We start from the raw sequence: 14,179 nt of genomic DNA on the forward strand, positions 1-14,179 counted from the left end.
TCTACTGACGCCTGCCGCGGCCCTGACGGCACCTCCGCCCCCACCGGGCGTGATCACGAGCCCCCACCCGAACCGGATGCTGTTGGTAAATCCGGGGCCTGCGTGACGACGGCCTGTACGACCCCGTTGGGGTGGTGCAGGCCGTCGTCGTGTTCAGGGGTGGGTTCGTGTCGTTGCGTGGAGTGGAGCTGGCGGAGATCCCGGAGGGAACGGCACGGGTGGCGCGTGCGGTGTTCCCGAAGGGCTGTCTGGCGATGCGGATGCGTGATGCGCTCGGGCCGGTCTTCACCGATGCTGACTTCGAGGAGCTGTTCCCTGTGCGGGGACGGCCGGCGGTGTCGCCGGCCCGGCTGGCGATGGTGTCGGTGTTGCAGTTCTCGGAGGGTCTGACCGACCGGCAAGCCGCGCACGCGGTCCGCTCGCGTCTGGACTGGAAGTACGCCCTGTCGCTGGAGCTGACCGACACCGGTTTCGACTTCTCGGTGCTCAGCGAGTTCCGGGCCCGGCTGGTCGAGGCGGACGCGGACCGGGCGGTGTTCGATGCGGTGCTGCGGGCGGCCGGGCAGGCCGGGCTGGTCAAGGCGGGCAAACGGCAGCGCACGGACGCCACGCATGTGCTGGCCGTGACCAGGGACCTGAACCGGCTGGAGTTCGTGGCCGAAACCTTGCGGGCAGCGCTGAACGAGGTCGCCAAGACGACCGGGTACTGGCTGGGTGCACTGGCTGCGCCGGAGTGGTTCGACCGCTATTCGGCCCGGCCGGAGGACAGTCGTTTCCCCTCCCGGTGGGCCGCCCGGGTCGCACACGGCGACCAGTGCGGAGCCGATGGCATGGTCCTGTTGGAGGCCGTCTGGTCACCCTCGGCTCCGCCTGGCCTGCGGAGCCTGCCCGCGGTGGAGTTCTTGCGCCGGACGTGGGTGCAGCAGTTTCAGCTCGCCGACGGCGTCGTGCGCTGGCGTGAGCCCAAGGACCTTCCACCCGGCCTGATCCGCTTACGCAGCCCGTATGAGCCTGAGGCGAGGACCGGGGCCAAACGGGATCTGGGCTGGTCCGGCTACAAGGTTCACCTCAACGAGACCTGCGAGCCGGACGCCCCGCACCTGATTGCCCACGTTCACACCACCCCGGCACCGGTCAACGACGATGCTGTCCTGGAAGACATCCACACCGCCTTGGCCGAGCGCGGTCTTCTGCCAGACGAGCACCTGGTGGACGCCGGATACATCGACGCCGAGCAGATCCGACACGCCCGCCGTGATCATCAGCTGGAACTGGTCGGTCCGGTCAAACCGATCAGCTCACGCCAGCAGGTCGTACCGGGGCACTTCGACAACACCCGCTTCACATCGACTGGGACCAGCACTCCGTCACCTGCTCTGGAGGCAAGCAGAACACCATCTGGCGTGAGACCACCAGCCATCGGGGCACCCCCGTGACCCGCGTCAAGTTCCCGGCCCGCGAGTGCGGCCGGTGCGATCTGAAGACGTCCTGAACCGACTCGCCCCACGGCCGCGCGCTCACGTTCCGGCCACGGGTCGAGCACGAGATCCTTCAGCGGGCACGGGCCGAGCAGGACACCGAGCAGTGGCAACGGCGTTACGGCCACCGCGCCGGGGCCGAGGGCACCATCTCCCAAGCCGTCCAGGCGTTCGGCCTGCGCAGATCCTGCTACCGCGGCCTTTCCAAGACCCGAGTCCAACACCATTTCACCGGCGCCGCCATCAACCTCGCCCGTCTCGATGCCCGGCTCACAAGCAGACCTCTCGCCCGCACGCGCACCTCACCCTTCGCAGCACTCCGCCCCGCTGGATGAGATCCAACGGGGCGGATTTGCCAACAGCATCCGAACCGGGCGGGGGCTCGGCGTCGGGTACGGGGTCATGCCGACGCACCGGTCCAGCCCGGCGGCGTCCCCGGGGGCGAGCCCCACCACCGTGTGCGGCGGCAGGGGGACGGACGGCAGTGGAACCGGCGCGGTGGTCGACGTCCGCACCCGCCAGGGGGTGTTTCGGGACGGACGTGGCGCGTTGGGGCCGTTGTGCCGGTCCGCGGCGGCTGGTTAGCGTCGGGGCCGCATTGCCGGTACACCGCGTCGCCCTCAACCAGGAGTGTCCGTGAAGCCGTCCCGCTCCGCCCTGCTGTCCCTCGGAGCCGCGCTGGCGCTGGCAGCCACCGCCGCCGTCCCGGCCGCCCAGGCCGCCCCGGTCCCGGCCGCGGACGGCGGGGCCGTCGTACGCGAGTGGTACGACACCACCGCCGAGACCGTCGCCGCCGCGGGAGCGCCGACCCAGATCACCAACAGCCGCACCTGGGCGATCAGTTGGCTGGCCGCCGCGCGCGCGGCCCGGGAGGCCCCGGTCGGCCGCGACCGGGCCGCCTTCGAGGACGCGGCGGTCGCCTCCGCCGTCCACGGCGCCCTGCTCTCCCTCGCCCCCGCCCGCGCGGCCGAGCTGGACGCCGCCCTCGCCGCCACCCTCGACCGGATCCCCGACGGCCCCGCCGAGGAGCGGGGTGTCGCCGCCGGGGAGCGGCAGGCCCGGGCCGCCCTCGCCGAGCGCGAGGGCGACGGGCTCGACCCGGAGTCCGTGAACGCGCCCTTCACCGTGCCGCCCGCCGCCCCCGGCGTATGGCAGCCGACGCCCGACGGCTACGCCCCCGCCATCCAGTACGGCAACCGCACCGCCAAGCCCTTCCTGCTGGACTCCCCCTCCCAGTACCGGCTCGGCCCGCCGCCCGCGCTCGACTCCCGCCGCTACCGGGCCGACCTCGCCGAGGTGCGGGCGTACGGGAAGGCCGACAGCACCGTGCGCACCCCCCGCCAGACCGAGACCGCCGAGTTCTGGTACGGCCCCTCGCTGACCCTCTACACCGAGCCGCTACGGGTGGCCGTGACCCGCTCGCACCGCTCGGCCGCCGGGCGCGCGGAGCTGGTCGCCCTGTACCACGCGGCCCTGGTCGACACGCAGATCGCCACCTCCGACAGCAAGTACGCGTACACCCGCTGGCGCCCCGTCACCGCCATCCGGACCGGCTCGATCGCCCCCGACCCGGCCTGGACGCCGCTGCACCCGACCCCGGCCCACCCCGACTACCCCAGCGGCCACACCACCTACGCGGGGGCCTCCGAGACCGTCCTGGGCGCCCTCGTCGGGGCCCGCACCGCCCCCTTCTCCCTGACCAGCCCGACCGCGCCCGGCGTGCACCGGACCTACACCGGCTGGGCGGAGCTGACCCGCGACAACGTCGACGCCCGCGTCTTCTCGGGGATCCACAGCCGCTCGGCCGACGAGGCGGGCGTCGTCCTCGGCAGGACGGTCGCACTGCACGCCCTGCGCCACGCCGACCGGCTCTTCGAGCCGCGGGGCACCGACCGCCCGTAGCAGTTCGACGGCCCGGCGGCCCGGCGGCCCCGCCCGGCGGTTCAGCGGCCGGCCGCCGGCGCGCGGTCGTCGTCCGCCCCGGTCTCGGGCCGTCCGGCGCCGTCGGGGGGCCCGCTGCCCACGGCGGCCCCCGGGCGGCCCTTGCGGACGGCCGCACAGGCCAGGGTGACGGCCGCGCCGACCACCGCCCAGGCGGCCAGCACCAGCACCGCCCCGGCCGCCCCGTTGCCGTGGAAGTACGCGATCGAGCGCGCGGCGTACGTACCGGCCCCCGGCGGCAGGGCCGGGCCGATGGCGCTCCAGAACGGCGGCAGCAGCGGGTACGGATAGGCGCCGCCCGAGCTCGGGTTGCCGAGCACCACCACCAGCAGGATCGCCAGGCCGATACCGACCACCCCGGCCAGGCCCTGGCAGGCCAGGGTGAGCGCGCCGACCGCGAGGACGACGAGGGTGCCCAGCCCCCACAGGGCCGCGGTGCCGCCGGGCAGGGCGTCCAGGACCGGGCCCGCGATCAGCGCACCGAACAGTCCGGCGACGACCGCGTACAGCAGGAGCACGCCGAGCCGGATGGCCGCGCGGGTGGTGTTGGCGGGCCGGGCGCCGGCGCTGACCGCCAGGATCGCGGCGCACAGGTAGCCGCCGACGCACCAGCCGACGACCAGGTAGAAGGAGGTCAGGCCGCGCGCGTCGCCCGCGGCGGCCGGGACCGCGTCCACCACCTGGAGGCTGCGCCCCTGGGACTCCTCGGCGAGCCGGACCACCTGCTCCAGGGCCTGGGAGAGCGAGGCTCCGGCGCCGCTCGCGACCAGCAGCCGGTCCGTCGTACCACCCGGGTCGACGACCAGGGCGCCGTCCGCGTCCCGGTGCTCGATCTGCCGGAGCGCGGCCGCCTCGTCCGGCACCGCGCGCGGGTCGAGCGGGGTGCCGGGCAGCGTGCGGAGCTGCCGCACCGACTGTTCGGCGACGCCCGGGACGGGCGCGGTGACGGCGAGGGGGATCTCCCGGGGCCGGGGCTGGTGGAAGGCCCCGACGTACGAGGCGATGAAGGCGAGCTGGAGGGCCAGTACGCCCAGGACCAGCAGGGCCGCCCGGATGGTCACGGCGTCCTTGAACTCGGCGGCGAACCCGCCGGAGGGGCCCGCGTCGGTGCTCTGGGTCATGGTCCCCACGCTGGTCGGGCCGGGGGCGGGGCGCAGCAGGGGCGGGCCGAACGGGCTAGCGGCTGGTGATCCGTGGATGATCGAACAAACGTTTCGCACGGATATTCGAATTGCTTTATGGTGGACACGGGGGAGGTGTTCGACGAACGAAGCAGGAGGCCGCGGGTGCCCGGGTTTACGCATCTGCACACCGTCTCGGGGTTCTCCATGCGCTACGGAGGCTCGCACCCGGAACGGCTGGCGGAGCGTGCCGCCGAGCGGGGCATGGACGCCCTCGCCCTGACCGACCGGGACACCCTCGCGGGTGCGGTGCGGTTCGCGAAGGCGTGCGCGAAGGCCGGGATCCGGCCGCTGTTCGGGACCGACCTGGCCGTGTCGGCTGCACCCGCACCCGCACCCGCACCCGCACCCGCATCCGCGTCCGCGTCCGCGTCGGGCGGCCCCGGCGCCGAGGCGTCGTACCGGCGGCGGACCCCCGTCAGGGGCGGAGCCTTCGTGGACGAGTCCGCGCCCCGCGCCGTCTTCCTCGCCCGCGACGGCGCCGCCGGCTGGGCCGAGCTGTGCCGCATGGTCACCGCCGCCCACGCCGCCCTGCCCGCCCACGCCGGGCGGGCCGACGGCACCGCGGGAGCCCCCGGCATCCCGGGCGGGCCGCCCGTACTGCCCTGGGACGCCCTGCACGGCACGGGCGTGTACGTCCTGCTCGGCCCCGGCTCCGAGGTGGGGCGCGCCCTGGCCGCGGGCCGGCCCGACCGGGCCGCGCGGCTGCTCGCGCCCTGGCGGGAGGTCTTCGGGGACTCCCTGCGCCTGGAGGCCGTCCACCACGGCCGCAGCGGGACCGGCCCCGGCTCGCTGCGGCTGGCCGCCCGCACCGTCGGCTTCGCCGCCGAACAGGGCGTCCCGGCCGTGCTGACCAACGCCGTCCGCTACGCCGACCCCGGGCAGGGCCCGGTCGCCGACGTCCTCGACGCGGCCCGCCGCCTGGTCCCCGTCGACCCCCGCGGTCCCCTCGACAGCGGGGAGCGCTGGCTCAAGGGCCCGGCCGCCATGGCCGAGACCGCCGACCGGATCGCCCGGGCCGCCGGCCTCGGCCCGGGCGACGCCCGCCGGCTGCTCGAGGAGACCCGGCGCACCGCCCAGGCCTGCGCGGTGGACCCCGAGGACGACCTCGGCATCGGCTCCGTGCACTTCCCCGAGGCCCACCTCGTCGGCGCCGCCCACCGCACCGCCCAGCGGGTCCTCGCCTCCCGGGCCTCCGCCGGCATGGTGCTGCGCGGCTACGCCGGCGACCCCGCCTACTGGGAGCGGATGCACCACGAGCTCGACATCATCGCCTACCACGGCTACGCCTCGTACTTCCTGACGGTCGCCCGGGTCGTGGACGACGTACGGGAGATGGGCATCCGCGTGGCCGCCCGCGGCTCCGGCGCCGGCTCCCTCGTCAACCACCTGCTCGGCATCGCCCACGCCGACCCCGTCGCCCAGGGCCTGCTGATGGAGCGCTTCCTGTCCAAGCGCCGCCACGTCCTGCCCGACATCGACATCGACGTGGAGTCCGCCCGCCGGCTGGAGGTCTACCGCAGGATCATCGACCGGTTCGGCACCGAGCGCGTCGCCACCGTCTCCATGCCCGAGACCTACCGGGTCCGGCACGCCGTCCGCGACGTCGGCGCCGCCCTGTCCATGGACCCGGCCGTCGTCGACCGGCTCGCCAAGGCCTTCCCGCACGTCCGGGCCCGCGACGCCCGCGCCGCACTCGCCGAACTGCCCGAGCTGCGCGGCGTGCGCGAGGAGGAGCACGGGCGGCTGTGGGAGCTCGTCGAGGCGCTGGACGCGCTGCCGCGCGGGACCGCCATGCACCCGTGCGGGGTGCTGCTCTCCGACGCCTCCCTGCTCGCCCGCACCCCCGTGGTGCCCACCAGCGGCGAGGGCTTCCCCATGTCCCAGTTCGACAAGGACGACGTGGAGGACCTCGGCCTGCTCAAACTCGACGTGCTGGGCGTACGGATGCAGTCCGCGATGGCGCACGCCGTCGCGGAGATCCGGCGTACCACCGGCGAGGAGCTCGATCTGGACGACCCCGCGCAGGTCCCGCCGGGCGACCGGGCGACGTACGAGCTCATCCGCTCGGCGGAGACACTGGGCTGCTTCCAGATAGAGTCGCCGGGCCAACGCGACCTGGTGGGGCGGCTCCAGCCGTCGACCTTCCACGACCTGGTCGTCGACATCTCGCTGTTCCGGCCCGGCCCGGTGGCCGCCGACATGGTGCGGCCGTTCATCGAGGCCCGGCACGGGCGGGCCCCCGTCCGCTTCCCGCACCCCGACCTGGCGCCGGCGCTGGAGGAGACGTACGGGGTGGTGGTCTTCCACGAGCAGATCATCGAGATCGTGCACGTCCTGACCGGCTGCGGGCGGGACGAGGCGGACCGGGTCCGCCGCGGGCTGTCCGACCCCGAGTCACAGCAGCGGATCAAGGCGTGGTTCACGGCGCGGGCGGCCGAACGGGGCTACTCGGCCGAGGTGATCGGCCGGACCTGGGAGATCGTGGAGGCGTTCGGCAGCTACGGCTTCTGCAAGGCGCACGCGGTGGCCTTCGCCGTGCCCACGTACCAGTCGGCCTGGCTGAAGGCGCACCACCCGGCGGCGTTCTACGCCGGACTGCTCACCCACGACCCCGGGATGTACCCGAAGCGGCTGCTGCTCGCGGACGCGCGGCGGCGCGGCGTGCCGGTGCTGCCGCTGGACGTGAACCGGTCGGCGGTGGCGCACCGCATCGAACCGGTGCCCGGCGAACCCGCGGTGTGGGGGCTCCGGCTGGCCCTGTCCGACGTCCACGGCATCAGCGGGGCCGAGGCGCTGCGCATCGAGGACGGGCAGCCGTACGGATCGCTGCGCGACTTCTGGGACCGGGCCCACCCCGGCCACCCGGTCGCCCAACGACTCGCCCAGGTCGGGGCGTTGGACGCCTTCGGCGTCAACCGGCGCGACCTGCTGCTGCACCTGGCCGAGCTGCACGGTGCCCAGCGGCCGGCCGCGGCCCGCGGCAGCGCCCAGCTCCCGCTGGGCGGCGGGCGGTCGACGGCCCCGGCCGGCCTGCCCGACCTGACCGACGAGGAGCGGCTCAGCGCGGAGCTGGGCGTCCTCGGGATGGACGCCTCGCGGCACCTGATGGGCGACCACCAGGCCTTCCTGGCCGAGCTGGGCGTGATCCCGGCGCGCCGGCTGCGCGAGGTCGAGCACGGTCGGACCGTGCTGGTCGCGGGGGCCAAGGCGGCCACCCAGACCCCGCCGATCCGGTCCGGTAAGCGGGTCGTCTTCACGACCCTGGACGACGGGACGGGCCTGGTCGACCTGGCCTTCTTCGACGACAGCCACGAAGCCTGCGCACACACCGTCTTCCACTCGTTCCTGCTGCTGGTCAGGGGCGTCGTGCAGCGGCGCGGACCGCAGAGCCTCAGCGTGGTCGGCGCGGCCGCCTGGAACCTGGCCGAGCTGGTGGAACTGCGCCGCTCCGGCGGCCCGGCCGCGGTCGCGGCCCGGCTGGCGGAGCCCCCGCCGGGCACGGACGGGACCGGATCCGGTGCGGGCTCCGCCGGATCCGGCGCGCCGTCCGCCGACTCCGGGCGCCGCATCCACCTGCCCACCGGGTACGAGATGAACCCGTGGGCCGACCTCCAGCCCGCCGGCGAGCGCGCCGCGACCGGCCGCAAGCTGTGGCACTCCAGCCCGGGGAGCGCGGGATGACGGCCCCGGAGAACGGCGTCCTGCACGTCCGGTGCGCCCCGGCGGTGTCCGAGGAGGGGTACCGCGAAGTCCTGGAGCTGCTGCGGGAGTTCTCTCCGACGGTCCAGGCGCTGCCGCCCCGGGCGGCGCTGGTCCACGTACGCGGCGCCCGGCGCTACTTCGACGCGGACGCCCGCCGGATCGCCGAGCTGGTGCGGCTGCGCGCCGTGGCCCGGCTGGGTACGGACGTACGGATCGGGGTCGCCGCGACCTGGGCGGTGGCGGCCACGGCCTCCGCCCGGGTGCCCGCGCCCGGCGGCGTCCTGGCCGTGCCGGAGGGCGACGCGGCCGGCTTCCTGGGACCGCTGCCGGTGGAGGAACTGCACGGCATCGGCTCCCGGCAGGCGGAGGCGCTGCGCGGGTACGGGCTGCACACCGTCGGCGCGGTGGCGTCCGTCTCCCCGGGCACCGTCGAGCGGATCCTGGGCCGGCGGGCCGGTCGGCTGGCCGCGGAGCGCGCACGCGGGATCGACCCGCGCCCCGTCACCCCGAAGGACCTGCCCGCATCGGCCGCCGTCCGGACCGGGTTCACCCGGCACGAGCTCGACGGCCCGCACACCCGGGCCGTGCTCCTCGGCCTGGTCGTCCGGCTGGGGGCGGTGCTGCGCGGACGCCGCCAGGCGGCCCGGTCCGTGTCGCTGACCCTCCGGTTCGCCGGCGGCGGGCACTGGGAGAAGGCCCGCCGGCTCCCGGAGCCGTCCGCGCACGACGAGGACCTGCGGGCGGCGGCGTACCGCCTGCTGGACGCGGCCGGACTGCAACGGGCCCGGCTGACCGGCATGGTGCTGCGCGCCGAGGACCTGACGGATTCCGAGCGGGTGTCCCGGCAGCTGTCGTTGGACCCGGTCCGCGAGGCGCGGCTGACGGTGGAGGCGGCCGTCGACCGCGCGAACGCGCGTTTCGGCCCCGGAACGGTCCGCCCGGCCACCACCTTCCACAGGGCGGCGTAGGGCGGCATAGCCGACGAGGCGGCGCGGCGCGCATTTTTTACTGACGCGTAACTTCCCAGTTTTGCTACTCGACCGTAATTTGGCGTCAGCAGCACGCCTTGTGATCCGGATCACGGGATGAGCCCCCACGTCCATTCCCCTTGAGCCGCAAGGAGATCACCCGATGCTGCCCTGGCTGCGACGCCTGCTCCGCCCGCTGGCCGTCCTCGTCCTCACCGCCGCCGCCCTCGCCGCCCCCACGGGCGCGGCACAGGCCGCCTCCGCACCGAGCAGCGGCTGGAACAACTGGTCCTGCAAGCCGTCCGCCGCCCACCCCCGCCCGGTGGTCCTCGTGCACGGCACCCTCGGCAACTCCGTAGACAACTGGCTCGGGTTCGCCCCGTACCTCGTCCACCGCGGGTACTGCGTCTACTCGCTCGACTACGGCCAGCTGCCCGGCGTCCCCTTCTTCCACGGGCTGGGCCCCGCCGACAAGTCCGCCGGCCAGCTCGCCGTCTTCGTCGACCAGGTGCTCGCCGCCAGCGGCGCCGCCGAGGTCGACATCGTCGGCCACTCCCAGGGCGGCATGATGCCGAACTACTACCTCAAGTTCCTCGGCGGCGCCGCCAAGGTCAACGCGCTGATCGGACTGGCGCCCGACAACCACGGCACGACCCTGTCCGGCCTCACCGCACTGCTCCCGTACTTCCCCGGCGCCGAGGACCTGATCAACTCCAAGACGCCGGGCCTGGCCGACCAGATCACCGGATCCCCCTTCCTCACGAAGCTGAACGCGGGCGGGGACACCGTGCCCGGCGTCCAGTACACGGTGATCGCCACGAAGTACGACGAGGTGGTCACGCCGTACCGCAGCGGCTTCCTGCAGGGCACCGGGAGCAACGTGCGCAACGTCGTCCTGCAGGACCTGTGCCCGCTGGACCTGTCCGAGCACGTCGCCATCGGGCTCACCGACCGGATCGCCTGGCACGAGGCGCTCAACGCCCTCGACCCCGCACACGCCGAACGGACCACCTGCGCCTCGATCTTCGACTGAGGCGCACGCCTAGACGCGGCCGTGGCGGCCGGCCGTCGCCCGGCGGCGGGCCACCGCGAACAGCACGGCCGAGCCGACGGCCAGCACACCCACCCCGGCGATCGCGATCGCCGGGGTGGCGCTGCTGCCGCCGGTCTGCGCCAGGTCGGTGCCACCACCCGTGGGCGCGTCCGTCGCGGCCGCGCCGAGCGCGGTGACGCCGTTCGTCCTCGGGTCGTCGTCGCCGTGGCCGTGGTGCTCCACCGAGGACCTGCCCTGCCCGTCGGTGATCTGGCGGTCCGTCGGGGCCTCGGGGGCGGGGGCGGGGGGCTCGGAGGTCCCGGTGTCCGGTTCGGCGCCCGGCTTGCCGCTGGGCTTCGCGGTCGGGACGCCGCCGCCGTTGCCGTTGCTGCCGCCACTGCCTCCGTTGTCCTTGCCGAAGACCACGTCCGAGCAGGTGTAGAAGGCCTCCGGGCTGTCCGAGCGCTGCCAGATGCTGTAGACCAGGTGCCGGCCGGATTTGTTCGGGACGGTGCCGGAGAACACGTAGTCGCCGCCCTGCATACCCGGGTCGGTGGCCTTCGCGAACGGGGCGGGCTCCAGGTCCGACCAGGTCAGCGGCTTCGACGGGTCGTAGCCGTCCTTGGTGACGTACAGCTCGAAGGTGCCCCGGTGCGGGGCGGTCCCCTTGTAGCGGAAGGTGTGCGGGCCGGCCGCCATCGGGCTCGCAGGCCAGTCGGCGCGCGGCAGGTCCAGGCCGCGGTACTTGTCGTTGCCCGCGGAGCACAGCCGGCCGCTCGGGATCAGCGACCGGTGGCGGCCGGCCGCATCGGCGATGTTGACCGCGTTCCAGTCGTAGAAGGCCTGGGTCCCGCTGGCGGCCACGGCCGCCTTGCAGGCCGCCGACTTCGGCGACTCCGGCCCCTCCGCGTAGCAGGCCGCGACCCGGCTGACCGGGTCCGTCATGGATCCGTGGGCGGCCGCGGGCGCGGCGGCGGACACGGCCACCGCGAGCGGGGCCACGCCGGCCGCGGCGATACGGGTGAGGGTCCGGCGACGGTGGCGAGCGGGCATGGGAGGCTCTCCTCGGAGCGGGCGGCGGAGCCCGGGGCCGGGCCCCGGGGCGGTGGAGGTGCCGGGAACCGGGCGGTGCGGCGCCGCCCCCCGTGGGCTCCGGCACCGCGCGCCGACCCTCCCCGGCTCCGCCAAGCTAGCCGCCCCACCGGCCCGTTCCACCCGCCCGAGGCCCCTCCCGGAGATCCTTAGGCTCCGCTTAAGCCGCCGGTAAGCAGCCCCTGAGGAAACCCCGCCGGCGCCCCGTCAGGCGAGGAGGGCGCCCAGACCCGACGGTGCGTGGGCCTGGTGCTCCAGGGCGTCGAGGGCCCTCACCGCCTCGGCGGCCGCCCGCGGGTCGCTGTCCGCGAGGCCGCTCGCCGCGAACTCGTCCTCGTCCAGCCGCAGCACCGACGAGCCGTCCGCCGACACCCACAGGTCGAGGTCGAGGTCCACCACCCGGATCTCCCCGCCGTCCACCACGGCCGGGCGGGTGACGTCGCAGTACCAGCCCTTGAGCACCCCCGCGCCGGTCCGCACCTCCTTCACCGCGTACCAGCGCGTCCGCCAGAAGTGCTCGGTGAACACGTCGCCCGGCTCGAAGCGCACGAACCCGAAGTCCCGTACCCCGTCCGCCGCCCACGGCGCCCGTACGGTGATCCGGTCGCCGGTGTCGGCCACCACCTCCGCCGGATATCGGATCTTGGTCCGGCCGGCCTTGGACAGGGCCACCGTCACCTGCCGTTCGCCGTCGAGCCGCCGTACGAAGCGGACCTCGCTCGCGCAGACCTCGTACCCGAACCACCGGTTGACGGCGAGCATCGCCCCGTTCCCGGTGTCGTTGCCGGTGAAGGCCTCCCGGTAGCCGGCCGCCCGCGCCCGGTGCAGGGAGTCCGTCTTGGCGAGCTTGGCCAGGCCGCGGCCGCGGAAGCCGGCGAGGGTGCCGGTCATCGCCGAGCCGTAGCGGGTCCCGCCGTCGGTGCGGGCCGCGGCGAACGCGGCCACGACCCCGTCGACGAGGACGACCGAGGTCAGCCCGTGGTCCAGCTCCGGGTCCTGCCAGACGGTGCGCAGCCAGTCCGCGTAGTCGTCCAGGACGAGGGGCACGTCACCCGGCTCGTCCGCAGTCACCGCCGCGTCCGCCTCGAACAGCGGGCGCGGGTCGCCGGCGAACGCGGAGCCGGGCCGCAGCTCCACGCCGGGCGGCAGCTCCTGCGGGTACGGCGGCAGTTCGGCGGAGGTCAGGTCCAGGCGCAGGAAGTGCGCGGAACGGCTCGGGCGGTAGCCGCGGCGCTCGGCGTAGGCGCGCGAGGGGGCCTCGTCGGGCACCCAGGAGAACACCTCGACCCCGCCGTGGGCCGAGACGTGCTCCTCGGCCGCACGCAGCAGGCCGGTGCCCGCGCCGCGGCCGCGGTGGTCGGGGTGCACGTGGACGTTGGCGAAGGCCCGGCCCGGCTCGGTGCTGTCGTGGGCGATGCCGACCTGGGCGGTTCCGACGACGAGGCCGTCGCCGTCCTCGGCGACCAGGATGCGGCGGTGTTCGCCGGGGTGGGCGCCGTCCAGTTCGAAGGCCACGCCCTCGGCAGTGGAGATCATGAACGGCAGCGCCGCACGGCGCACGCGGACCACGGCCGCCACGTCCGAGGGGTCGCCGCGGCGGAGGTCGCGGATCGATACGGTCATGCGGCGACGGTAAGTGCGGGACGCCGGCGAACGCCTCCGGATTTTCCGCCGGATGGGGAAGAATCAGCCGGGTGACCTCGACGAACCTGAACATCCGGATCGACGGATCGGCCGGCGCGGCCGCCCCGTACGAGCAGCTGCGCGCGCAGATCGCCGAGGCGGCGAGGACGGGCCGGCTGCCGGTGGGATTCAAGCTGCCGACCGTACGGGGCTTCGCGGAGGAGCTCGGGCTCGCGGCGAACACGGTGGCGAAGGCGTACCGGGTGCTGGAGGCGGACGGGGTGATCGAGACGCGGGGCCGGCACGGCACGTTCGTCGCGGCCGCCGGCGACACCGCCGTCCGGGAGGCGGCCGCCGCAGCGCAGGCCTTCGCCGAACGGGCGCAGCGGCTGGGCCTGACCTTCGACGAGGCGACGGCGACCGCCCTGGACGCCCTGCGCGCGCGCTACGGCGAGTAGCCGGGGTCGGAGCCGAGGCCGAGGCCGGGGTCCGACGGTCCGGCGGGTGGCCGCGGGCTACGGCAGCCGGGGACGGAGCCGGGCGCTCAGGTGGTGCTCCAGCGGGAGGCCCAGGGCCGCCATGTCCTGCTCGATCGACAACTCGCCGTCGCGCAGCACGTACCGGCGCCGCATGCCGGTGACCTCCTTGGCCCGGGGGGTGCACGCCACCGTGTCCGTGGCGAGCTCGACGACGAGCTCGCCGCCCCCGCCCGAGCCGGTGACCGAGCCGAGGTAGGTCTCCACGATGCCGCTGGGGTGGGCCAGGACCACCTCCAGGGAGGTGTCGGGCAGCACCCGCCACCAGCCGCTCTCCCGTCCTGCCGGGCGCAGGGCCGTGCCCGCCCCGTCCACGAGCCATGCGCGCGACTCGTAGCGCAGGAAGGGCCTGCCGTCATGGCTGAAAGCGATCTCCTGCCGGTACCGGAAGTCCTGCTCCAGCGTCGGGTACTGGCCGCTGCCACCGCCGTGCCAGTGGCCCATCAGGGCGAGGACCGGCTTCAGCTGCGGGTGGGGTTCGGGGCCCTCGCCGAGGACGTGGGTGTCGGGGTACGGGTTCTCGTGCGGGGCGTCGGGCACGGTCGGCTCTCTCCGGGTCGGGGTCGTTCGGGCTGCCCCGGGGCACCGACGGACTCCGGCCCGTCCCCGGGACACGGGTCCG

At 74.9% G+C, this 14,179-nt stretch carries 9 protein-coding genes and 2 pseudogenes; 6 read left to right on the forward strand and 5 right to left on the reverse strand.

What is annotated here, in order from left to right; translation table 11 throughout:
* Positions 1-167 precede the first annotated feature (167 nt).
* Both ACSHWO_RS26405 and ACSHWO_RS26410 read left to right on the forward strand, forming a co-directional pair.
* Positions 168-1,813, forward strand: a pseudogene (locus ACSHWO_RS26405) (IS1182 family transposase).
* Positions 1,814-2,114: 301 nt separating this feature from the next.
* Positions 2,115-3,380, forward strand: coding sequence for a vanadium-dependent haloperoxidase (locus tag ACSHWO_RS26410; protein WP_438315548.1), 1,266 nt, complete (start codon positions 2,115-2,117; stop codon positions 3,378-3,380).
* A 41-nt stretch (positions 3,381-3,421) separates the two neighbouring features.
* Here ACSHWO_RS26410 and ACSHWO_RS26415 read toward each other — a convergent pair whose 3' ends face one another.
* Positions 3,422-4,540, reverse strand: coding sequence for an ABC transporter permease (locus ACSHWO_RS26415; RefSeq protein WP_438315551.1), 1,119 nt, complete (start codon positions 4,538-4,540; stop codon positions 3,422-3,424).
* A 165-nt stretch (positions 4,541-4,705) separates the two neighbouring features.
* On the opposite strand from ACSHWO_RS26415, the gene ACSHWO_RS26420 reads away from it, so the two are divergent.
* The 3 genes from ACSHWO_RS26420 (at position 4,706) to ACSHWO_RS26430 (ending at position 10,306) form a co-directional block, all read left to right on the forward strand.
* Positions 4,706-8,284 carry a DNA polymerase III subunit alpha gene (locus ACSHWO_RS26420; RefSeq protein WP_438315554.1) on the forward strand — a complete coding sequence of 1,193 codons (3,579 nt, stop codon included), beginning with the start codon at positions 4,706-4,708 and terminating at the stop codon, positions 8,282-8,284.
* Positions 8,281-9,273 carry a DNA polymerase Y family protein gene (locus ACSHWO_RS26425; protein WP_438315557.1) on the forward strand — a complete coding sequence of 331 codons (993 nt, stop codon included), beginning with the start codon at positions 8,281-8,283 and terminating at the stop codon, positions 9,271-9,273. Before ACSHWO_RS26420 ends, ACSHWO_RS26425 begins: the two co-directional genes overlap by 4 nt.
* Positions 9,274-9,436: 163 nt before the next feature.
* Positions 9,437-10,306, forward strand: coding sequence for an esterase/lipase family protein (locus ACSHWO_RS26430; RefSeq protein WP_385837155.1), 870 nt, complete (start codon positions 9,437-9,439; stop codon positions 10,304-10,306).
* Positions 10,307-10,315: 9 nt separating this feature from the next.
* Here ACSHWO_RS26430 and ACSHWO_RS26435 read toward each other — a convergent pair whose 3' ends face one another.
* The 3 genes and pseudogenes from ACSHWO_RS26435 to ACSHWO_RS26445 form a co-directional block, all read right to left on the reverse strand.
* Entirely contained in the window at positions 10,316-11,359 is a 1,044-nt protein-coding gene (locus ACSHWO_RS26435) for a lytic polysaccharide monooxygenase (protein WP_438315561.1), read from the reverse strand.
* A gap of 246 nt (positions 11,360-11,605) precedes the next feature.
* Positions 11,606-12,076, reverse strand: coding sequence for a DUF402 domain-containing protein (locus ACSHWO_RS26440; protein WP_438319278.1), 471 nt, complete (start codon positions 12,074-12,076; stop codon positions 11,606-11,608).
* A 15-nt stretch (positions 12,077-12,091) separates the two neighbouring features.
* Positions 12,092-13,021: pseudogene (locus ACSHWO_RS26445) on the reverse strand (GNAT family N-acetyltransferase); the annotation flags it as partial.
* 71 nt (positions 13,022-13,092) lie between these two features.
* Between ACSHWO_RS26445 and ACSHWO_RS26450 the strand changes: the two are divergent.
* On the forward strand, positions 13,093-13,479 hold the full coding sequence (locus ACSHWO_RS26450; RefSeq protein ID WP_385837142.1) for a GntR family transcriptional regulator: 387 nt from the start codon (positions 13,093-13,095) through the stop codon (positions 13,477-13,479).
* A gap of 57 nt (positions 13,480-13,536) precedes the next feature.
* Here the strand turns inward: ACSHWO_RS26450 and ACSHWO_RS26455 are convergent, their stop codons facing one another.
* A complete protein-coding gene (locus ACSHWO_RS26455; RefSeq protein WP_361097903.1) occupies positions 13,537-14,097 on the reverse strand; it encodes an FABP family protein in 561 nt (186 codons plus the stop codon).
* Positions 14,098-14,179 lie beyond the last annotated feature (82 nt).

Origin of the sequence: Streptomyces pallidus (ex Mingjun et al. 2026) (genome assembly GCF_051550185.1) — a bacterium.
GTDB lineage: Bacteria > Actinomycetota > Actinomycetes > Streptomycetales > Streptomycetaceae > Streptomyces.

Excerpts from the sequence above, each read along its gene's own strand:
- ACSHWO_RS26415 (WP_438315551.1), bottom strand. The coding sequence starts at position 4,540 with ATGACCCAGAGCACCGACGCGGGCCCCTCCGGCGGGTTCGCCGCCGAG.
- ACSHWO_RS26435 (WP_438315561.1), bottom strand. The coding sequence starts at position 11,359 with ATGCCCGCTCGCCACCGTCGCCGGACCCTCACCCGTATCGCCGCGGCC.
- ACSHWO_RS26430 (WP_385837155.1), top strand. The coding sequence starts at position 9,437 with ATGCTGCCCTGGCTGCGACGCCTGCTCCGCCCGCTGGCCGTCCTCGTC.
- ACSHWO_RS26425 (WP_438315557.1), top strand. The coding sequence starts at position 8,281 with ATGACGGCCCCGGAGAACGGCGTCCTGCACGTCCGGTGCGCCCCGGCG.